18 protein-coding genes and 1 pseudogene are annotated in these 21,315 nt (G+C 68.6%); 12 read left to right on the top strand and 7 right to left on the bottom strand.

Features of this window, described 5'->3' with window-relative positions; genetic code table 11:
* The first annotated feature begins 224 nt into the window (after positions 1-224).
* Positions 225-1,262 (top strand): NAD-dependent epimerase/dehydratase family protein, encoded by a 1,038-nt coding sequence (locus tag Q0Z83_RS19215; RefSeq protein WP_317797098.1) that lies wholly within the window; start codon positions 225-227, stop codon positions 1,260-1,262.
* Here Q0Z83_RS19215 and Q0Z83_RS19210 read toward each other — a convergent pair.
* Positions 1,259-2,536, bottom strand: coding sequence for a hypothetical protein (locus tag Q0Z83_RS19210; protein ID WP_317795329.1), 1,278 nt, complete (start codon positions 2,534-2,536; stop codon positions 1,259-1,261). The genes Q0Z83_RS19215 and Q0Z83_RS19210 overlap by 4 nt on opposite strands.
* A gap of 885 nt (positions 2,537-3,421) precedes the next feature.
* On the opposite strand from Q0Z83_RS19210, the gene Q0Z83_RS19205 reads away from it, so the two are divergent.
* The 4 genes from Q0Z83_RS19205 to Q0Z83_RS19190 all read left to right on the top strand — a co-directional run bounded on the left by Q0Z83_RS19205 (position 3,422) and on the right by Q0Z83_RS19190 (position 5,462).
* Positions 3,422-3,625, top strand: a complete 204-nt coding sequence (locus Q0Z83_RS19205; protein ID WP_317795328.1) for a hypothetical protein — start codon at positions 3,422-3,424, stop codon at positions 3,623-3,625.
* Between the two features lie 180 nt (positions 3,626-3,805).
* Complete coding sequence (locus tag Q0Z83_RS19200; RefSeq protein ID WP_317795327.1) at positions 3,806-4,039, top strand: DUF397 domain-containing protein; 234 nt, start codon at positions 3,806-3,808, stop codon at positions 4,037-4,039.
* A 72-nt stretch (positions 4,040-4,111) separates the two neighbouring features.
* On the top strand, positions 4,112-4,531 hold the full coding sequence (locus tag Q0Z83_RS19195; RefSeq protein WP_317795326.1) for a hypothetical protein: 420 nt from the start codon (positions 4,112-4,114) through the stop codon (positions 4,529-4,531).
* A gap of 22 nt (positions 4,532-4,553) precedes the next feature.
* Positions 4,554-5,462 (top strand): JmjC domain-containing protein, encoded by a 909-nt coding sequence (locus Q0Z83_RS19190; protein WP_317795325.1) that lies wholly within the window; start codon positions 4,554-4,556, stop codon positions 5,460-5,462.
* Between the two features lie 155 nt (positions 5,463-5,617).
* On the opposite strand, the gene Q0Z83_RS19185 is transcribed toward Q0Z83_RS19190, so the two are convergent.
* Positions 5,618-6,409, bottom strand: coding sequence for a class I SAM-dependent methyltransferase (locus Q0Z83_RS19185; protein ID WP_317795324.1), 792 nt, complete (start codon positions 6,407-6,409; stop codon positions 5,618-5,620).
* Between the two features lie 35 nt (positions 6,410-6,444).
* Positions 6,445-7,725, bottom strand: coding sequence for an IS701 family transposase (locus Q0Z83_RS19180; protein WP_396349889.1), 1,281 nt, complete (start codon positions 7,723-7,725; stop codon positions 6,445-6,447).
* Positions 7,726-7,899: 174 nt separating this feature from the next.
* Between Q0Z83_RS19180 and Q0Z83_RS19175 the strand changes: the two genes are divergently transcribed.
* From Q0Z83_RS19175 to Q0Z83_RS19165, 3 genes are all read left to right on the top strand, one after another.
* Positions 7,900-8,807, top strand: a protein-coding gene (locus Q0Z83_RS19175; RefSeq protein ID WP_396349885.1) for an IS5 family transposase whose coding sequence is annotated in 2 segments (ribosomal slippage) — positions 7,900-8,271 and positions 8,274-8,807 — 906 coding nt in all. Because the reading frame shifts where the segments join, the coding sequence is not laid out codon by codon here.
* 253 nt (positions 8,808-9,060) lie between these two features.
* A complete protein-coding gene (locus Q0Z83_RS19170) occupies positions 9,061-12,279 on the top strand; it encodes an NACHT domain-containing protein (protein WP_317795323.1) in 3,219 nt (1,072 codons plus the stop codon).
* 274 nt (positions 12,280-12,553) lie between these two features.
* The gene (locus Q0Z83_RS19165; protein ID WP_317795322.1) at positions 12,554-12,970 is read left to right on the top strand and encodes an NUDIX domain-containing protein; all 417 of its coding nucleotides are present in this window, start codon (positions 12,554-12,556) and stop codon (positions 12,968-12,970) included.
* 491 nt (positions 12,971-13,461) lie between these two features.
* Here Q0Z83_RS19165 and Q0Z83_RS19160 read toward each other — a convergent pair.
* Positions 13,462-14,226, bottom strand: a pseudogene (locus tag Q0Z83_RS19160) (SDR family NAD(P)-dependent oxidoreductase); the annotation flags it as partial.
* A gap of 109 nt (positions 14,227-14,335) precedes the next feature.
* Here Q0Z83_RS19160 and Q0Z83_RS19155 point away from each other — a divergent pair.
* From Q0Z83_RS19155 to Q0Z83_RS19145, 3 genes are all read left to right on the top strand, one after another.
* Positions 14,336-14,944, top strand: a complete 609-nt coding sequence (locus tag Q0Z83_RS19155) for a TetR/AcrR family transcriptional regulator (protein WP_317795321.1) — start codon at positions 14,336-14,338, stop codon at positions 14,942-14,944.
* A gap of 211 nt (positions 14,945-15,155) precedes the next feature.
* Complete coding sequence (locus tag Q0Z83_RS19150; protein ID WP_317795320.1) at positions 15,156-16,085, top strand: phosphotransferase family protein; 930 nt, start codon at positions 15,156-15,158, stop codon at positions 16,083-16,085.
* A 98-nt stretch (positions 16,086-16,183) separates the two neighbouring features.
* Complete coding sequence (locus tag Q0Z83_RS19145; protein ID WP_317795319.1) at positions 16,184-17,428, top strand: PP2C family protein-serine/threonine phosphatase; 1,245 nt, start codon at positions 16,184-16,186, stop codon at positions 17,426-17,428.
* A gap of 143 nt (positions 17,429-17,571) precedes the next feature.
* On the opposite strand, the gene Q0Z83_RS19140 is transcribed toward Q0Z83_RS19145, so the two are convergent.
* Positions 17,572-17,907 (bottom strand): hypothetical protein, encoded by a 336-nt coding sequence (locus tag Q0Z83_RS19140; RefSeq protein WP_317795318.1) that lies wholly within the window; start codon positions 17,905-17,907, stop codon positions 17,572-17,574.
* Positions 17,908-18,204: 297 nt separating this feature from the next.
* Here Q0Z83_RS19140 and Q0Z83_RS19135 point away from each other — a divergent pair, with 297 nt between their 5' ends.
* The gene (locus Q0Z83_RS19135) at positions 18,205-18,852 is read left to right on the top strand and encodes a PH domain-containing protein (RefSeq protein ID WP_317795317.1); all 648 of its coding nucleotides are present in this window, start codon (positions 18,205-18,207) and stop codon (positions 18,850-18,852) included.
* 96 nt (positions 18,853-18,948) lie between these two features.
* On the opposite strand, the gene Q0Z83_RS19130 is transcribed toward Q0Z83_RS19135, so the two are convergent.
* Together Q0Z83_RS19130 and Q0Z83_RS19125 are read right to left on the bottom strand one after the other, a co-directional pair.
* Positions 18,949-19,887 carry a serine hydrolase domain-containing protein gene (locus tag Q0Z83_RS19130; RefSeq protein WP_317795316.1) on the bottom strand — a complete coding sequence of 313 codons (939 nt, stop codon included), beginning with the start codon at positions 19,885-19,887 and terminating at the stop codon, positions 18,949-18,951.
* A 55-nt stretch (positions 19,888-19,942) separates the two neighbouring features.
* The gene (locus Q0Z83_RS19125) at positions 19,943-21,178 is read right to left on the bottom strand and encodes an MFS transporter (RefSeq protein ID WP_317795315.1); all 1,236 of its coding nucleotides are present in this window, start codon (positions 21,176-21,178) and stop codon (positions 19,943-19,945) included.
* Positions 21,179-21,315: the final 137 nt, after the last annotated feature.

The following is a 21,315-nucleotide window of genomic DNA, read 5'->3' as shown; positions in this document are numbered from 1 at the left end:
CCGGCCTCCACCGCTGGATGCAGGTGAATCGACGTCGTGCCTGTGCGCGTCAGCACACAGTTGCCAGGTCTATGCAACGCCTCGCCGCTCAGGCGGTGATGCCGCCGTCGGCGGGCAGTGTGCTGCCGGTCATGAACGCCGACAGGTCCGAGGCGCAGAACAACACGTATGACGACGCGACTGCCGCGCTGGCCCCGCGGTCGGTGATCGTGCACGATCTGAGCGTGGACCTTTTGATTCTGGGCGGCTCTTGGTTCGTCGGGCGCGTCATCGCTGACGACGCCGTGGCGCGCGGCTGGAACGTCACGGTGTTCAACCGAGGTCGCTCGGCGAGCTCGCCGGAAGGCGTCCACACGATCCACGGAGACCGCGAGAGCGCGCACGACCTTGCCCGCCTGGCCGAGGCAGGCCCGTGGGACGCCGTGATCGATGTGGCCGGCACCGTCCCCACGATGGTCCGCGACGCCGCCCGCGCACTTCGGCCCGCCACGAACCGATACGCACTCGTCTCCAGCGTGAGTGTGTACACCGGATGGCCGGCAGAGCCGGTTACCGAGGCCTCTCCGCTCCACGACGGCGATCCGGACCGGAGCGACGAGGAGGGTCCGACCCACACCTACGGAGCCATGAAGGTCGGTTGTGAAGCTGCCGTCCGTCGCGAGTTCGCCTCGGACCGGGTTCTGATCGTCCGGCCCGGCGTAGTCCTGGGGCCGCATGAGTACGTGGGCCGTTTGAAGTGGTGGCTCAACCGGGCACTCCGCGGCGGTCGAATCCTTGCTCCGGGCCGTCCTGATCGACCTATCCAGCCGATCGACGTGCGTGATCTGGCGGCCTTCGTACTGGACCGGATCGCGGATGGTGGCTCCGGTACGTTCAACCTAGCGCCTCCCGCTGACAGCAGCACCTACCGCGACCTGCTTGTCGCCTGCTTGGAAGCGACCGGAGGCCGGGGAGAATTGCTGTGGATCGATGAGGAGTGGCTTGCGGCTCAGGACGTCCGGCAGTGGACCGAGCTGCCGCTGTGGCGGGTGCCGCCGGGCACGTGGGCGATGGACACCAAACGCGCCACGGCGGCCGGCCTGACGTGTCGACCTCTCGCGGAGACAGTGCACGACACGTGGGGGTGGCTATCGGCAGGTGGACGAGCGGTCGACCACGAGCGCGACGCCGAGCACGGCATCGACCCGCAGAAGGAACGTGCGCTGCTCGAAAGCGCTGAGACGGAAGAAGCCGTGCGGTTGCGGGAGGCGTTCCCCGGTTAGTCGGTCGTTGCCGGCAGCGCGTGGGGCTGGCTGCCGGCGATGAAGTACTCGATCGCTCCCGCGAGACTTCGGGCGTCCGGGCTCCCGTGAAAGTGGCGCGCGGCGAGCTCAGGCCGGACCTGCAACAACCGCTGCACAACGGGAAAGGTTCGTAGACCTTCTTCCAACTCAAGGATCGGTTGGAGGGCTACTTGGGCTTCCTCCAGTTCCTGGGCAAGCACGTGGGCGGTGACCAGATCTGCTCGGGCGCCGTTGACACCGCCGTACCACCGGCTCTCGGCCGGCGCCTCCTCGTACAGCTCGATTGCCCGCCTTGCGTGAACGGCTGCCTTGGTGCCGTTCTTGAGTGCGATGTATGTCGAGCCCGCGCTGAAGGCGAGCCGAGCCGGATCGAAGCCGAACTCGCCGACCGCGATCTCATCGCCGGGCCCGGCATAGGCATCGAGTGCGCGCTGGAGTTCGTCGTCAGCCTCGTCGGTGAACCCTTGCATGCCGAGGCAGCGAGCATGGACAGCATGGAGCCGGGCCGCAAGCGGACCCCGGCTTATCAGGTCGAGGCCCCGCTTCGCGTGAACGGCACCGCGAGCGGGCTGACCTGTCCAGATCGCCGCAGTGCACTGGATGGCGTACGCGTACGCCTGGGCCATCGGATGACCGATGAGGCGCCCGTAGGTCGCGCCTGACCGCGCCTGCTCCGCAGCGGCCTCCGGTACCCCGAGGTCAAGTCCGATGCTGCCCAACAGCGAGCACGCCAGGCTCGCCACCTGATACAGGTCGGTTTCTTGCGCGGGTTGGCTCGTACGGTCAAGGAGCTGGTAAGTCATGTTGCGGATGCGAACCAGATTTCCGTGTAGTTCCAACGGGGGCGTCGTCGCATACTGCTTCGCGGCGGCGATAACTCGATCCCGCAGGCCTTCAATGGATTCTTCGTCGGCGTAAATCCCAGCGGTGGTCGCATGGTCGCTCGACTCGTGAGCGGCGTTCATTAACAGCGTCCTAATATCTGAGCCGGCGTCTGCCGGTAGCTCGATCGGCGCCGCAACGGTCGGGACGGGAGCTCCGGGCGGAGGGCCGAGCAGCTCTGCGATGGGTCTGCCCCAGAAGCTTTCCGCGACGCGACACGCCGCAGCGTACGGCAGCTCGCGCAAGTCGCCGCGGAGCCACCGCGCGAGCTGACGCACCGTGAGAGTGGCGTCCTCACGCAACCATGCTGCGTGATCGATCCACGCCTTGACGATCTCGTCCTGAGAGCGGGTGTCGTTGTCGACGATCACCGCCAAGAGCGTGTTCCGTGGTCTCTTGCCGGCCATCCCCTTCACCACCCAGCCCGTCCGTTACAGCATTTCCTGCCCAACGGTAAGTGTCTCGTCCGTGAACGCCCACTTTGAAGCCCGGGAGACACGAAGAAGTCCGTTCGGAAGCTTTGCGTCCGTCTGACGTCATTGCCACGTCATAGACCGGCTGACTAACCGGAAACGATGCTGGTCGTGACCAATGGTGACCGCGGCCCTACGGGCTGGTGGCCGTAGGAGGGGTAATGCGACAGCAGCATCTCAGGGCGAAGCGCCGGTGGCGGCGAGTACTCGGGCGACGGCGGTGCACCTGCGGTTTGCCGTGGCCGTGCATCGAGGCGTACGTGCAAGAGTGCCGGCGGCGGGAGGAGGGCCGGGTTCGCACGGCGGTGAGCGACCCTGCGCCGGTGGGTGACCGCACCGTCAATCAGGCTCCGCTGAGTTGGGACGCACCGACGATGCCGTTGTTCCAGGTTGCGCGGGCGGGTGCGTTGACACCGGCTCAGGAACACCGCGCGGGGCAGTGACCGTCGTGCTGGTGCCTCGTACAGAACACCAAGGCGTGCGTCCCGATCGGGATTGCCGGGTCTGCGGCGAGCCGTGGCCGTGTGCCACCGCGAAGGTCGAGCTCGGCGAGCAGTACCGGAGATTCCCGCACGGGTTGGCGCTGTTTCTCGGGTCCTGCCTGGCCGAGGCGATCGACGACTGGGCCGCCGGTGTAGGCGGGACACCACCCGACCTCTACGAGCGGTTCCTCGGTTGGCCGGTGGTGCCAGGGGATCGCGGCATGACAGCGGCGGTGGGGGCCGTATCGACATCCAGTCCGACCGAGTCCACCCCCGGCCTCGGTCTCGGTAGGAGGCAACAGTGAATCGTGACGCTCTCGTTCAGAAACTCTTGCAGGTCGGCGACGCCGACAGGGCGATGGTCGTCGACCTCGAGGGTTCCGTCGTCGACGTCGAGGACGTGCGCTTCGACCCGAAGGGCAACTGCGTCGTCATCGTCCTCGACCGGTTCGACCTCGGCGGCGCTGTTCGGGAACTGCTGGAACGCGCGGACTCATTGCCCTGAAGCCCCGGCGCGACCCGATACGGGAGTCGCACTGCACATCGTGTCCCGCCGTGCGAGTTCGCCTCCGAAGAAGACGCCCGGCTCGGCCGCCTTCCCTAGACAAGATCGACGGCCGAACCGGGACTGGTGCACCACCCGCGAGGACGGACCTCGCGGCGACACACGTAAGGAGATCATGCCATGGCCAACGATGACCTGTACTCGGTCGAGGTCGAGGACGAGGCGTTCCGCAAGCTGTGTGGCGGCAACGGTCTGACCCTGGAGGGCTGCGTCTCGATCGCGGAGATCCCCGAACACGAGGGCGCCTTCGCCATCCGCGACAGCAAGCTCGGCGCGTCCAGCCCGACCCTGCGCTTCAGCAAGGCGGAGATGGACGACTTCTTCGCCGCCTTCTCCGGCGACGGCGCCGCCTAACCCGTTCAGCCAGTTCAACGGGTGGGCTGTCGAACAGCGGCCCACCCGCCTGACGAGAGGTGGATAGACCGCATGACCGCAGCGCGGCACTGGCACGGCTATCTCTGGACGGGATCAACCGAGTCGCTCAAAGGCCGACCCAGCCTGCTCGCCGAGGATCGCACTCACCGACCCGACCGGCCGCCGCTGCAGATGGGTTACTACCTCAACGTTCGCCCCGAACCCGACCGGACCTGGACCGAAGTCGACGACGTCATCGCCTGGATAATCGCCAACCATGAGCGGCATCGTCCCACCGCCCGGGAGGACGGCAGACAGGCATGGCCAGACCTCGATCAGCGTACGGCGACAACACTCGACGGCCTGGTCAACGGGGCCGACGGCTGGTGGCAGTACAACACCAGCCCCGGATCAGAGATCGTGATCGCCGCCATCTGCTGCCCGCACTCCCACCTGCGGACCCTCACCTGCCCGATGCCTCCTCGCAACTGAACACTCTGAGCGGAGGACCGCAATGTCCCTCACCATGTTGTTCGACGAAGCGACGATCACCCGGATGATGACCGACTGGCCGACCACACCGGCGGTCCACGAAGTCCCTCCCGGCAGCGCCCTCCCGAAGATCGCCAACGCGAACCTCCTCAACACATACCTCACCACCGGATGCGCGCCGGCCGACGAGATCAACGTCCTCAAAGACGGTGCCGTCCGGCATCCCCGGGGATACACCACGGCCGGGAAACTCGATCCCTCCAAGGTCAGGATGTGGCTGGAACGCGGATACAGCTTCCAGATGCGCAACCTCGACCGCTGGTATCCGCCGTTACATGCCATGTGCCGCGCGATCCAGCAGGAGACCGGATTCGGCTGCTACGTCACCGCCTTCCTGACACCGGGCGGCACGCAAGGGCTGGACTACCACTGGGACCAGGCCATGGCCATCATCTACCAGGCAGCGGGCCGCAAGACCTGGGAACTCTGGCGCCCCGCGGTGGACCAACCACACCACACCCACCTCGCCTCCAACCGGACCCCTATCGGCGACCAGATCCAGCAGTGGAAAGCCGACGGCCCGGACGAGACGATCACACTGCAAGCCGGCCAAATCCTCGTCCTCCCACGCGGATGGGTACACAACCCGCACGCCTTCGACGAACCCGAACAGAGCGTCCACCTCACGTTCACGGTCCGCGAACGCAGCGGCATCTGGATCGGCGAGAGACTGACCCGGGCCGCCATCGCGTCAACTCCGTTGCGAAACGTGATCACACCGAGCCGCGTCATCGACCAAGAAGCCCTCGCAGAAGAAGTCCAAACGGCCCGGAACCACCTGATCGCCTGGCTCAGCGAAGTCGACACAAAAGCACTGGCCCCCGAACTGCTCGCCGTCGCCAGAACCGAACTGGAGCCGGACTACCTCTGAATCTGAACCCGGCCGACGCCTCCCGGACTGCCTGCCAGACCGGGCCGGCTCCGGCCCGTCGTTCCGAGACGGCGGATTCTGGGGTGCCTGAGTCGCGCCGGATAGGTGCTGGTGTGCGCCGCGCCGAACTCGCGCCCGCCGGACAGCCGAACACCTCAGACCCGGCCGGCTGCCGCCCATGCCACGGCGGTGACATCGAACGGCTCCCGCCCGCCGAACGCCGAAGCGCACCGGTCACGCAACGCCTCCCGGCGCTCCGGATCGAGCCCGCGCACATAGTCACCGGCCGGCCCGACGCCGAACGTGTACGGCTCCCACCACTCGTCGAAGCCGGCGAACCGGGTGGTGACCGTCAACTCGGCGCAGGCCACGTCACCGAGGCCCGCGACGGTCAACAGCTCACCCAACTCGCCTTGGCGGGCGCCGGCCAGTTGCGACTCGTCGCGGGCGCCCGGGTCGAGGTCGCGGACCGCCCGCCAGAACGGCGACAACGGTCCCCGACCGCCGGCGTGATCCCACACGCAGGCGGCCACCGTCCCGCCGGGCCGGGTGACCCTGGCCATCTCCCGGAGCCCGGCCACCGGGTCGGCCATGAAATGCACCACCAGTTGTGCCAGTGCACAGTCGAACGAGTCGCTGCCGTACGGCAGATCCTCCGCCGAACCGAGCCGGATGTCGACGCCGGGGAACCGCACCCGGCTCGCTGCGACGAACGCCTCCGACGGATCGATCCCGGCCACGGCCCACCGCCCGCCGGGCCTGTCGCCACGTTCGGTGGCACCGAGTCGCCGGATCAGTTCCGCAGTCAGCGCACCCGGTCCACAGCCGACATCGAGCACCCGCCGCCCCGATCCGATACCGGCGAAATCGACAAACGTCGCGGCCAGCGGTTCGGAGAACCGGCCCATGAACCTTCCGTACGCCTCAGCGGCGACCTCGAAACCCACACCCGTCAGACTAGTACGGCAGCCGCCATTCGTGATCATGGTTGGAGTTCGAGGGTGAGGCGGCGGGCGTAGTGGGCTCGTCTGGCTCGTGCCTGGTGGCGGCGTCGCCAGTTTGACCAGCGCAGACGGTAGGCGATGCTGCGGGTTGGCCGGATCAGCAGGACGTTGATCAGACGGCGGATTTCGTTGACGGTCAGGTCGATCATGTCGGGCTGACCGCGACGATCTGCGGTGCGGGCGTCGGCGGCGCAGATCGCGAGGACGGCGAGGGCGGCCAGGGCGAGGGTGGTGAACCGGTGCCAGGACGTCCAGCGTCGGACTTGGTGCTGGTCAAGGCCGACTTGGCCTTTTCCGGCCTGAAAGCTTTCCTCCACGATCCAGCGAACTCCCGCGACCCGCACGAACTGGGCGAGGGTGGCCGGCCCCGGTGCCCAGCAGCGGTAGAAAGCCAGCTCACCGGTCGTGGTGTTACGTCGGATGAGCAGGCTGTGCCGGCCATCGTCGTCGGGGTCACCGTCGGCGCCGACGTCGGCCAGCCAGGCCCAGTCGTAGAACCGTGGTCCTTTCGAGCCGTCACCAGCGCTGCGCCGGGTCCAGGCGGTGGCGGGCAGGTTCTCGGCGAGGCGGTCGACGCGGCAGCGGGTCTTGCCTGCGTCGATCGGCACGAGGTGATCGCAGGAGACTGCCAGCACGTAGCCGAGGCGGAGTTTGCGCAGTTCACTGCGGAGCCGGGTGTTATTGCCGTAGGCCTCGTCCGCGGCGACCCACCGGGCTGGGACCAGGGCATTCACCGCGGCGTTGATCATGTCGTCGGCCAACTCCGAGCGGGTGGCGAACGTGACGTCCTGCGGAATGCCGGCCCGCTCGCACCGGTCACGGTCATCGGTCCAGGACTTCGGCAGGTAAACCCTGCGGTCGATCAGAGTGTGACCGTGCCTGCTCGCATAGGCGAGGAACACTCCGACCTGGGCGTTCTCGATCCGCCCGGCGGTTCCGGTGTATTGACGCTGGACACCGACCGAGTGCACGCCCTTCTTCAGATCGCCGGTCTCGTCGACCACGAGGACACCGTCAGGGTCACCGAGTCGGTCAGCGACGACCTTGCGAACGTCGTCACGCACCGCGTCAGCGTCCCACTTGGCCCGGTAGAGCAGCCGTTGCATCGCATCCGGTCGGGCATGTCCGGCCTGCTCAGCCACCTGCCAACACGTCTTGACCTCCAGGTCGGCAAGCAGCCCGGTGACGAACCCGGCCGCCGCCCGGCGGGGCTCAACCCGGCAGAACCGGCCCGCGAACGAGTCGATCACCAGGTCGATGGTTCGTCGCCACCGAGCAGGCTCTACGCTGTGGCTCTCGGCCACCGCAAGGTCTGATGTTGTGTCCACAACGCACAGACGATCATGCGGTGGCCGTCCTTGTTCCCGCAGGATCCGAGGTCACCTCACGAACGGCGGCTGCCGTACTAGAGCGCATCTGACGGATCATCACGGATGACTGTGGTCGATCGTTGGCGTGTTGTGGCTGGTGATTTGACTGATCAGGACTGGGAGCGGCTGGAGCCGTTGTTGCCGTCCATGGCGCCGCAGCGTGGTGGTCGGTGGCGTGATCATCGGCAGGTGATCAACGGGATCCTGTGGCGCGTCGAGAACGGCGCGAAGTGGGAGGAGATCCCGGATCGGTACGGTCCGGCGAAGACTTGTTACGACCGGTTCGCCCGGTGGGAGCAGGACGGCACTTGGGCACGTATCGAGAAGTATCTGCAGGCGGAGGCCGACGCGGCCGGTGATCTCGACTGGCGTGCGCAGGTCGACTCCACCATCGTGCGGGCGCACCAGCATGCCGCCGGGGCCCGTAAAGGGGGTTGAGCAGGGCGGATTCGCGGGCAGCCCAAGGGATGGGTCGCTCGCGAGGAGGACTGCCCACCAAACTGCATCTGCTTGCTGATGGACGCGGCCGCAGTCTGGTCAGACGGCTCACACCCGGGCAGGCCTCCGACACCCGGGAACTGGTGCCGTTGCTCGACAACGTCGCGGTGGCCCGGCCCGGAGGTGTCGGCCGCCCCCGCAAGCGTCTTGATCATCTGACCGCTGACAAGGCGTACGGGTCGAAGGCCAACCGGCGTTCGCTGAAGGCCCGGCGGATCCCGCACACCATCCCGGAACGCGATGATGTGCGCAGAAGCCGCGCCGGGAAGGGTTCCCGCGGCGGGCGGCCGCCGAACTTCAACGCACAGCGGTACAAGGACCGTAACCAGGTCGAACGGGCATTCAATCGGCTCAAGCAGTTCCGGGCCGTCGCGACCAGGTACGACAAGCTCAAAGAGCGTTACGAGGCAACGGTAACCGTCGCCTCGATCATGATCTGGCTCCGCGCCAAACCGGACCGGAGCCGACCATGATCTGTCAGATGCTCTCTAACCCCGGTCATCCGCTCGGCCGGACATCGAAACCCGCGTCGGAGCTTGGCGTACATCTGGACCGGAACGCGGTCGAAGCGCACCTGCGCGAGAGACTCCCTCCGAGGCGAATCGCCTTCCGGGTCACATCCCAGCATTTCTTGCGTTTCACGAATGCCGCCGAAGCGGGTGGCGTGCAGCGCCGTGTCCAGCGACCATGCTCGGCAGAGTGACGGGCGCACTACCATCACGTCTCGTGGGCTCCGATCCGTACACACTCGACGGTGCGCGTCGCATCCTCGTCGGTACCCCGAAGATCGTGGAGCGCCTGGATCGGCTGCTCGGGCTCGCCATCCTGGGCAGCGGCGCCGGCTACCTGATGACCGGCACCTCCCAGCTGATGGCCCTCTTCGACTGGGTGGACCAGAAGAACGAGCTGATGCGCCTCCTCGACGGCCTGGTCTCGGCCGGCTGGGAACGACTGCGCAAAGGTGAGCGCCAGGACCGTTTCGAGGTGCTCGCCGCGACACACACCGCGCTGGTGCACGGCTGCTTCTTCACCGCGCTCCGCGAACTGCTCGGCCCGGTCTACGACGAGCTCGATCTGACCGACGAGGACATGGCCCACCTCACCACCGCAGCCGGTGAATGGGCGATCGGCCTGGTCGCCTCCGGCCGGATCCCGCTGCCCGACGCGACGGCCGGGCTGCACCGCACCATCACCGAGCGCATCGAACCGTTCTACCGCGACCTGGCCCGTACCAGCCTGGAGTTCTTCGCCGGCTTGGCCGGCTGGCCTCGCGAACAGGACACCCGCAGCACCGACCCGCTGGTCGGACAGATCACCGAACGGGCCACCAGCCGCTACCGCGCCGAGTACGCCCGTCTCGCCGCCGACGTCCGCGAGTTCGAGATCTGGGCGATGCTCGGCGAACACGCGGCCACCCAGCAGCAGACCGGCGCCTCACTGGCCCGGCTGGAAGACCTGGTCGCCACCATCGTCCACCGCGACGAAGCCGGACCGGCCCGCCTGCTCGACACCGTCCGCGCGATCAACCGCGACGTCTTCGGTGCACCGCTGATCCCGGTCGCCGAGACCGGTGACCTCGACGGCGTCACACTGCCCACCGTCGAGGCGGGCTACGTCAGCCCGCGGTTCCGTTGGGCGCTCGCCGGATCCGACGCGCGTCCCGCCGACGAGCAGTGGTGGGCCGGTCAGCCGCTCGGCGACGACATCGAGACGTTCCTGGCCGGGCACTTCGCGTCACCGGCCAGCGTCGACCGCCCGCTCGTGGTGCTCGGCCACCCCGGGTCGGGCAAGAGCCTGTTCACCAGGGTTTGCGCCGCGCGCCTGTCCACCGCCGACCGGTTCACCGCGGTACGGGTGGCGCTGCGCGACGTGGCCGACCCGACCGCGCCGCTGTACCAGCAGATGAGCGGCGCCCTGGAGAAGGCCACCAACGGCCGGGTCGGCTGGTCCGGGTTCTGCGACGCGGCCGAGGGCACCGTCCGCGTGCTGTTCATCGACGGGCTCGACGAGCTGATGCAGGCGACCGGCTCCACCCAGTCCGGCTATCTGGCCGGGGTCACCGAGCTGCAGCGGATCGAGAAGGTCACCGGCCATCCGCTGGTCGTGGTGGTCACCGCCCGTACCGTCGTCGCCGATCTGGCCGAGATCCCGGACGGCTCACTGGTGATCAAACTCGAGGACTTCTTCGATACCCAGGTGGAGAGCTGGCTGCGGACGTGGCGGGCCACGAACGCGGGCTCCGGGCTGCTCGAACTGGACACCTCGCGGATCCTGCGCCTCGGCGACCTCTCCCACCAGCCGCTGTTGCTGCTGCTTCTGGCCCTGTACGCGGCGCGGCGCCCACTGCCGGAGGACGACTCCGCCGCCGGGCTGTACGGCGCGCTGCTGCACGACTTCATCACCCGCGAGCTCGCCAAACCCGGCCAGTCCGGTGCGGGCGGCCCGGCGCAACGGCGCCATGACGCGCTCTGGCAGTTGGGCGTGGTGGCCTTCGGCATGATCAATCGAGGTCGGCTGCATCTCGGTGAGGATCAGCTGCGGCTCGATCTGGCCGCGTTGAGCCGCCGCAACGCCGATCCGATCCTGACCCCGCCGGGCATGTTGGACCCGGCACAGCGGATCATCGGCCGGTTCTTCTTCATCACGGCCGCCGAAGCCGACGGCGGTGGCGGCGGGCGCAGCTACGAGTTCCTGCACGCCACCTTCGGCGAGTACCTGGTCGCGTACCACCTGGTCGAGCAGTTGTCCGATCTGCATGCCGCGTTGGGGCGCCCGTCGTCGCAGCAGTGGGACGACGATCTGCTGTTCGCGTTGTTGTCGCACCGCCTGGTCACCGCGGGTGCCGCCGCGGTCCTGCCGTTCGCCCGTCAGCTGCTGGATGCCGAGGGCGAGGAGACCCGGGAGGGTGTGCTGGCGGTGGTCAGCTGGCTGATCCGGGCGGCGCCGGACCGATGGGGCAAGGGCGCGTTCGCGAGCTACGACCCGTCGGGCGGCCGATATGTGGACCGTCTCGCCACGTACACCGCGAACCTGGTGTTGCTGCTCACCCGGCTGGTCGAGGAGCCGGTGCCGCTGGCCTATCTGGCGCCGGCCGGCGCCGACCCGGAGGAGTGGTGGACCACCCTGCTGGATCTGTGGCATGCGACCTTCCAACGGGAGTACGGCGAGGAGTGGCGCGGCCTGCTGTCGCTGCTGGGGCGCCCGTCCGACCGGTGGGCCGGTATCGAGGCACGTGCCGATCCGATCGCCAACACGTTCGTCACCCGGCTGCGGCTGGAGACCGCCAACCGGGTCCGCGGCGCCGCCTACAACGCGGGTATCGCCGCGATGACCGGCACCTACCGGCTCAGCAGCGCGGACCGAGAGGAGGAGATGGCCGGCGAACTCATCGCGGTGCTCACCGACCCGTCGCCCGGCCCCCTCACCTTCGACCACCTGCGTCTCGCCGAGAACCTGCGCGCGGCCGGGGAGACCGCCTCGTGGCTGGCCAGGCCCGCGGTCGCCTTTCTGTGCCGGTTCGGTGACGACCTGACCGCTGAAGCCCGGGCCGGCCTCCTGCAGATTCTGCTGGCGCACCGCAACCACCCGGCTGACCTCAGTCACGGACTGGCGTTGCTGGTCGCCCTCTACCCGGACCTCATCCATGCGGGACCCGAGGTCGGCCGACTGCTGCTGACGCCGGTGAACACCGGCGAGGACGTCGTGGCGCTGGCCCCACGGGATGCGAGCATCGAGATCGCGCTCCTGACCGGCGAAGCCGTCTGGCAGCGTTCGGATCGCGACCTCTACGGTTTCGCCTACCTCCGTCACCAGCACCTGGCCGCCGAATTCGCCGAACAGGTGGCGCGGGACGCCGGCTCCCGGGTGCCGGCCGACGCCGATGACATGGCACGGCGCACGCTGATCAGGCAGCTGATCACCGAGCCCGGCTCGCCGCCGTTCTGACCCGAGCCATCGATGTGACCTGGATCACCTTCGTGCGGCGAGATGGCGCGGGGAAACCTCCGTCATCAGGGTGCAGCGGCGTGGAGGGGAGTGGGCATGGACTTCGATCCGAGTGAACCCGCGGTGGCGGACCTGGACGGCGACGGGATCTTCGACTCGGTGCAGTTCGACACCGACGACGACGGCAGGATCGACACCGAGTCCATCAAGACACCGGACGCCGGCGTCGTATCCGTACCTTCCCGGTTGCTACGGTCGCCCTGTGAGGACCCGCGTGACCGGCATCTGCATCGAGGACGGCCGGATTCTGGTGCTGAATCAGGAGACCGGCGGTCCCCGGACGTGGTCCCTGCCGGGCGGCAAGGTGGAGGCGGGGGAGACGCTGTCGCAGGCGCTGGTCCGGGAGATGCGGGAAGAGACGGGCGTGGAGGTGGAGACGGGTCGCCTGCTGTACCTCTGCGACAACACTGCCGGGCAAGTCGTTCACATCACCTTCGAAGTCCGGCGGGTCGGCGGCGAGATCGGCGCGGTTCTCGGCGGTGCGGATACCCGACCGATCCGCGGGGTGGAGTTCGTCGAGTTGGACAAGCTGGCCCGGCTCGGGTTCAGCGACACGTTCGTGCGGCTGTGCCAGTCGGGATTCCCCGGCGCTGGTTCGTATATGGGCGCCAAGGCCAACATCGGCTTGTAGTCGGGCTGACCCGGCGCACCGCCGGGACCCTCGAGCCCTGCGCGGTGCGGCGTCGCGCTGTCATCACGGTCCCGCTGCACCGATGAGGTCGCGGGCCGCGGCAGGATCCCCCGGCGCCAGGAACTGCTCGCCCGTACGACCACCCTGTTCCACGCCCAGCTGCAACGAGCACCCATCCTGTTCGAGGCGACCCTGCGACAGCCCTCGGCACTGGTCGCAGCCCTGCACACCAGACGAACCCCACCGCCGGCCGCCCTCCCGCAGGCATGGCAGCCACCGGTCCCGACAGTTCCGCGCTATGCCGAGGCCCTCCGCCAGGACTGAGAGTTCATGGCCACCCGCCCACAACGCGATCGGCCCCCGTCGCCGCCGGCGCCGCGATCCGAATCCTGGTTGAGGCGTCTCCGCCGACGCACCGGATGGTGATCGCCGAGCCGGGAGACCGGGTCAGGCGGTGGTTCCGCCGTCGGCCAGCTGCGTGCTGCCGGTCATGAACGCCGACAGGTCCGAGGCGCAGAACAACGCGACCCGGGCGATGTCGTCGGGCACCCCGGGGCGCCCGATCGGTCCGGTCATCATCAACGCGATTGCGTCGAGCTGATCGGCCGGCACCCCGGCCGCGGTCGCGGCTGCGATGTTGCCCTCGGTCGGGACGTGGCTCGGCGCCACCCCCAGCACCCGGATGCCCTTCGGCGCCAACTCCAAGGCCAGCTCCCGGGTCAGCCCCCGCACGGCGTGTTTGGACGACACGTAGGCGGCCAGGCCCGGCGCGCTGCCCCGGAAACCCGCCGTGGAGGCGATGTTCACGATGACCCCACCGGCGCCGACATCCGCCGGGCGGCCTCCCGGGCGCCGACGAACGTGCCACGGGCGTTGACGTCGAGGACCCGGTCCCAGATCTCGTCGCTCATGTCGAGCAGCGGAACGCTGGGGAAGATGCCGGCGTTGTTGACCCAGATCTCCAGTCCGCCCAGGTCGGTGACGGCCCGGTCGGCGACCGCCCGTACCGAGGCCGTGTCCGTGACGTCCAGTGCGCAGCCGATGGCCCGTACGCCGTGGCGCCGCGCGATCTCGACGGCCGTACCGTCGGCGAGGTCTTCTCGGATGTCACCGATGATCAGGTCGGCTCCGGCCTCGGCCAGGCGCAGGGCGATCGCCTTGCCGAGGCCCTGTGCGCCGCCGGTGACGACCGCCCGACGGCCGGTCAGGCGGATCAGATCGGTCAGGGACCTACTCGATACCTCAGCCGTGGACATGCGGCCACCTTCCTGTTCGCGGGCTGTTGCGACTGCCGACGCTAGGTCCCCGAACACTAAATGGCAACACTGTGTAAACATTAGTTGGCGGTGTTAGGGTCGGGACCCGATGAGCGAACCGAACCGGCCCACCCGCGGCATCCAACAGGGCCCGCGCAGCATCCAGGTGGTCGAAAGCGTCCGCGCCGCCACCCTGGCCGAGCTGTCCCGGACCGGGTTCGCGAACCTCACCATCGACGCCGTCGCCAAAGCAGCCGGAGTGAGCCGACCGACCATCTACCGCCGCTGGCCGTCGAAGGCGGCCCTGCTGCAATCCGTGGTCGAACCGCTGCTCGAACGCTACGACGCCGACCCCGACACCGGCACCGTCACCGGCGACCTGCTCGCCCTCATGGTGCTGATCAGAGACAACGCGGCCCGACCGGAAGGCCGCGCGATGATCACCGCCGCCACCACCGGCGCCGCCGAGCTACGCGAACTGGTCCGGGCCGCCAACGCCCGCACTCTCGCACCCTTCCACCGGGCCCTGGAACGCGCCGTGCACCGGGGCGAAGTGACCGCCGAGTCCGACCTGCCGACCATCGCCTACGTCATCTTCCAGGCCGTGGTCATGTGGGAGCCCGCGCACGACACCGCCCCCTCAGAAGCAGATCTGACCCGCATCCTGCGTACGGTCCTCCCGCCGCCGAACACCATCGAGCGACAACCGGTGCCGTGATCGGGCCGAAGCCACCCCGGTCACACCCGGTCAAACCCACGAGAAACCCGTCCGGTCGGTGGCGAACCCGATCGCCACTGACGCCGATCCACCCTGCCGGCGAATCGGCTGTGCTTGCCCTGCTACGCAGGACATTCCGATTCCTCCCCGGCCCGAAGGCCGGAGTATCCCCGGAAGACATCTGATGACTGCGTCCCTTAAATTGCGTGAGGTGGATCTGTCCTTTCTCGGTGAGCCGACCGGACCGATGACCCGAGTCCGCGGCGGGTTCGCCAACCGCCTGTACCGGCTCGACACCGACCAAGGCTCCTTCGCGGTGAAGGAGTTGAACCTCCTCGACCGCCGCGAGATCTACCGGACCGAGGACGTGTTCAGATTCGAGCAGGCGGCCTTCGCCGCCGGAGTCCCGATGCCGGAACCCATCCTGGCCGGCGATCACACGCTCGTTCATCGGTGGGTCGACGGCGAGAAACTGCCGGAAGCACCAGTGCCGGCGGAGTACGCGTTCGAGATCGGCGGCATTCTCGCGCGCCTCCACACACTCGACGTCGCGTGGCCCGCCGCCCCGATCCAGGAATCGGTGCCGCGAGACTGGCCGACGCTCGCCGAGCGGGCGACGGCGACCGGGCAGCCCTGGGCCGGCGAACTCGCCCGGCAGGTCGAGACGCTCCTCGCGATGGCACGGTTCGTCGACACCTGTGAACGCCCGGGACCCGCCGTGCTGACACACCGAGACATCCAGCCCTGGAACCTGCTCTCTCGGAAAGGTCGGCCGGTGCTGCTCGATTGGGAACTCTCGGGGATGCTCGACCTGGCCGGTGAACTCGGCTCGACCGCGTTGAGTCTCGCGAAGGGACCAGGCCTCGACGACATCCGACCCGCCGTCTTCCGCTCGGTCCTCGACGGCTATGTCGCAGCGGGCGGAACGCTGCCGCCGTGGGGGCCGAGCTGGTTCGCGTTCATGATCGGCGGCCGGCTGGGATTCACCAGGTGGAACATCCTGCGCTGCCTCTCCGGTGTCGAGGCCGACACCGGCCCCGACCTCGCGCTGTCGCACGAATCCGTGCGCAACGGCCTGCGCGGCCTCCCCGACCTGTTCGTCCGCCTTCCGCAACTGCAGGAGATGCTCATGTCCGAGTGATCTACAAGCCATACGACCTCAAACCCGCGCCGGTACGGGAGTCGTTGCCGGTCGGCGTACGCCACACTGCCTTGAGGGCTGCGACGAGGAGGACGCCAGTGAGTGGTATCGAGGCCTTGGGCCGGCTGCTGCGGCAGTCGCACCATGCCCGGCCGGACGACCTCCCGCAGATGGCCATGCGGGCCGCCCCACTGGTCGGCGCCACCAGCATGATCATCTACCTGGTCGATCATCGGCAACGGGAACTCCTGCCCCTGCTGACCGGAGACGTCCCGGACCGGGACCGCATCATGGTCGACGGCACCCTCGCCGGGCGTGCCTTCTCCACCGTCGCGGCCTGCGCCGGTGACCTCGGCCCCGACGGGACCCGGCTGTGGGTGCCACTGATCAACGGCGCCGAACGTCTCGGCGTGATGGAGGTCGCCCTGACCGGCCCGGCCGCAGACACCCTCGTGGAGGACTGCGCGACCGTCGCCGCCCTGCTCGCCGAACTCATGGTGACCCGAAGCCTCTACAGCGACACCATCGAACGGCTACGCCGCCGCGAACCGATGCGCCTGGCCGCGGAGATGCTGCGCGCCCAGCTCCCGCCGCTGACGTTCTCCACCGGCCACATGATGATCAGCGGAATCCTGGAGCCGTGCTACGACGTCGGCGGTGACGCCTTCGACTACGCCGTCAACGGCGACATCGCCTACCTCGCGCTCTTCGACGCCGTCGGACACGGCTCGGCGGGCGGCATGCGGGCCGTCATGCTGGCCTCACTCGCGCTGGCGGCCTACCGCAACGCCCGACGCGCCGACCTCGACCTGACCGCCACCTACCACCACATCGACCAGGCCGTACACGACCACGACCAGCGCGGCCTGATCACCGCGGTACTCGCCGAACTCGATCAGCGCACCGGCATACTGCGGGTGATCTCCGCCGGGCATCCCAGCGGCGTGGTCATCCGCCAGGGCAAAGCGGTCAAGGTACTGCCGACGCCCACCGCCCTGCCGGTTTCGCTCGGCCACCACCGGCCGCCGGTCGTGGTGGAGGAAGCACTGGAACCCGGCGATCACGTGCTGCTCTACACCGACGGCGTCACCGAGGCACGATCCGGCGGCGAGCCGTTCGGCATCGACCGGCTCGTCGACTTCACGGTCAAGGCCATCGCCGACCACCTACCGCTACCGGAGACCGCCCGCCGGCTGGTCCACGCCATCCTCGACTACCAGGACGACTGCCTGCAGGACGACGCCACCGTGCTGCTCACCCAATGGACCAGCCCGGCGCCGGCCCACTCCGACACCGAACTTTCCGAGTCCGACAACCGAGCGCCTTTCCCCGTCGACGACTGAGCACCGTGCCGGCAACCCGCCGATCCGACCTCGACCCACATCGCGCCCGGCAAGGTCAACGAGGACGTCCCCGCCGGGACAGGCTCTACAGCAACGACCAGGGCCAGCACCCGGCGCCCGGAATGAGCACCACAGATCGGCCTTCACGGGCCGCGACGATCACGGAGGGGCCTCGGGTCCGCGTCCTCGAAATAGCTGATCTCGATGTCCGGCAGCTCATTCTGCAATTCGTAAGCCAACGCCCGCCCGTCCTGCCGCCAGCGTTGCTCCTCATCCACGCCGGCGAACTCGAAACCCGTCAGTGCGATGGCGTTGTAGCGCTCGTTCCACGCCTGCAACCGCTGGACGAGCTGCGCGCTGACACCGAGATCATGAAGTACGACCGGACCCATGTGGTCAAGGTCCGAGTCCCAGACAGGGTCGTCGGACATGTGCTCCGCCATCACCCGCAGCGCGCGAGGACGGTACGCCTCCTCCACCCGGCGATCATGGCACGCTCGGAGGCCGAGCCGAAGCCGGCAGGTGAATCGAGTTGATCGGACACCTGGCCCCGGTACGTACTGAGCACTCGGCCTTGAAATGGCCTACCCGTGCCACGGGTCGGCGCTGCCGTCGCTACCATGCCGCTCTTCTCCGATCATCGGTCGCGACAATCGGGGCCGCCGCTGCGGTCTGCGGCTTGCAGACCGGTTGCTGAACTCTCCCACGGCTCAAGAGCCGTCGGACGCTGCCGAATCGGTCAGCGACCAAGTTGGCCGGCAACGATGAGGTGAGTCGTGGCGAAGAAGTTCAATCCCGCACCAGGATGGCCCCCGGCCCCCGAGGGCTGGCTGCCGCCGGTGGGCTGGCAACCGGACCCGGCCTGGCCGCCCGCGCCGCAGGGATGGGACATCGTCGTCGAGCTGAACGATCCGGGCACACTGTGGGAGGCCCGGGGCCTGACCCTGACCGGCATCGGCGGCGGCAAGTACCGGCTGACTTCGACCCTGCTCTACTTCGAGAAGGGCATCGTGTCCACCAACGCCCAGCAGATACCGGTCGCTCAGATCATGGACGTCGACATGCGCCAAGCCTTGATCCAGAAATCGCGGGGCGTCGGAAACGTCCTGGTGCACGTGCAGCGATCCAACCGTGTCGAACTCGTCATCCTCGAGGACGTGCCCGAACCGCGGGCAGCCGTCACGATCATCAACGAGACCGCACGTGCTGCCCGGCTTTACGAGCAGACACTGCGCAACACCCACCACTATGCAGGCGTCCCGGCACACCTGCCGGTCACGGCCCCGGCGCCGGGCGTGCCCTCGGCCCCGGCCGCCGTCGACCCGATGGAGCAGCTGCGGCGTCTCGGTGAACTTCGTGAGGCCGGTGTGGTGACCGACGACGAGTTCTCCGCCAAGAAGATGGAGATCCTCGCCCGACTTTAGCCAGTACCTGATCAAGAGGTTAACGGGATGGCCGTGAACTGCCGAAAAGCGGATCGCGGCCATTCTGCTTCGCGGCTGTCGGCGGCGGTCGTCCCGTCAGGGGGCGATCAGCTCGTCGATCAGACCGTCGGCCAGCCGCTGAGTTCGGGCCTCCTCATGATCCAGCGCGATCACGACCAGTCCGGCACGCTGCGCGGGCAACCGAGCGATCTGAGCGCTCAAACCCGCCCACACGCCGCCGTGTCGGTGCAGCGGGAACCCGGCCCGGGTCACCACGTCGATACCCCAGCCGTACGGCAGGGGAGTGCCGTCGTCGAGCCGCCCCGCCGTGTGCAACAGGCCCGAAACGCCGAGCTCGTCGTTCGCCAAGGCCTCGTTCCAGCGCATCAGATCGGCCGCCGTCGACCAGACCCCGCAGTCGCCCAGCGACAGCGGCGCCGGGGAACCCGGCTCGGTCGGCGTGCCACCGGGCGGAAACGGATCCGGGCCTGCCCAGTAGCGGGTGCCGGCCATACCCAGCGGCTCGAACAGACGCGAGCGCGCGAAATCGGGGAACGGCTTACCGGCGACACGTTCGACGATGACCGACAGACACGTGTAACCAGGGTTGCGGTAGCTGAACGTGGTCCCCGGCGTGCTCTCCAAAGTCTCATGCCCGCCCAACTCGCCGAGGATGCCGGCGACGGTCCGGTCCCGCCCGGCCCTCTTGAGCGCGAAGAACTCGCCGGCCTCGGGCAGCCCGCCTGTGTGGTGGATCAGGTGCCGCACCCGGACGGTGGCCGCCCACGCCGGAAGCTCGGGGATCCACTCGGCCAGAACCGACTCGACGTCGAGCCTTCCCTGCCGCACGAGCAGCGCCACGCACGCGGCCGTGATCTGCTTCGACACCGACGCGACGCAGGCCGTCGTGAACGGGTCACCGTGGCTCACGTACACCGGCGGCGCGTCCCCGCACCGTAGGCCGACCACGACCCGGTCGCCGTCGCCGTACCCCGCCGACTCGATGAGCGCGGTGATCCGCGCGGGAGAATCCACCGGCCCACTGTCCGCGGCAGACGCCCCCGGGTAAACCGAATAAACAGGCGAGCGGCTACGCAGCCCGCGCGCGATAGCGGGTCGCGCCCGCGTACAGGGCCAGGAGCGCCACCGCCAGAACGGTCAGTGACGGCCCGAGGGTGTATTCCCCGACACGCTCGACGAGCACACCGACACCGGCGGGGATGAGTACCCCGCCCAGGCCCGTGGCCGACATCTGCAAACCGATCACCCGGTCGGCGTGCGCCTGCCCGACGCGGTCGGCGGTGGTCAACGTCAGCAGCGGGAACACCGGCGCCGCGGCGAAACCGATCACCATCAGGCCGGCCACGGCCGACCAGGCAGGACCGGGAACGGCCATCAACACGGCACCGGCCAGCATGCCGACGAGACCACCGACGAGGGTACGGGTGGTGCCCAGCCGTTCGACGGTGAAGCCCTGCACCACCCGGCCGACGAAGAGACTCGCCCAGTACGCCGAGACGCACAGTCCCGCAGCGGTCGCGCTGACGGCGCGGTCCTCGGTGAGTAACAGGTACGCCCACAGACCGGTGGCCACCTCGAGCCCGACGTAGACGGCGAACGCCGACATGCTGAACCACACCGCGGGCATCCGCAGAGTCGCCCCGACCCGCGGCAACGCAGTGTTCGCGGCGGCCCCCGGCGTGTCGGCGGCGCGGTGCGGTGCCCACGCCCGGGCGGATACGACGAAGGCGACGGCCAGTAGTGCCTGCGCACCGGCCACCAGACCGTAACCCCACCGCCACGACAGACCGCCACCGAGCACGCCGGTCATGATCAGCGGCCCGACGGCGACACCGAGGCCGAAGAACGCGTGCAACCAGTTCATGTGTCGAGGCCCGAACGCGTTCGCGGCGTACGCGTTGAGGCCGGTATCGATCGCTCCACCGCCGAACCCGGCGACCAGGGCGCAGGGCAGCAACCAGCCCAGCCCCGGCGCGGCGGCATATCCGGCCAGGGCGAGCGCGGCGAGCGCCGTGCTGCCGGCCAACAGCCGTCCGACACCCAGCCGGACGAGGGTGAACCCGGCCGCGACGCTGGACAACAGGTAGCCGACCGTGCTGGCGAACAACAGCACGCCCACGGAATCGGTGGACACCCGCAGTTCGCCTGCCATCGACGGCCATCCGACGCCGAGCAGACCATCGGGCAGGCCGAGACTGATGAAAGCGCAGTAGGCCAGCAGCAGCACGGAGGTCCCGATCGCGGCCGCCTTCACGGGGCCTGCCGGGCGAGGATCCTCGGCGGCGTGGGACTGGGGAACCGACATGATCGCATCCTGACACGACGTGACGCGGCATGAGACGGGCGCGGCCGACGAGGCCGGACGGGACCGTTCACCAGGTCACTCAGCAGATCAGGGCTGCGGTTCACCGACGATGCTTCACGGCCCGTCCGATCATGCGG

It is taken from the genome of Actinoplanes sichuanensis (assembly GCF_033097365.1).
GTDB classification, from domain to species: domain Bacteria; phylum Actinomycetota; class Actinomycetes; order Mycobacteriales; family Micromonosporaceae; genus Actinoplanes; species Actinoplanes sichuanensis.
Note: the sequence above shows the minus strand (reverse complement) of the source record. Positions and strands in the feature narration are given on the sequence as shown.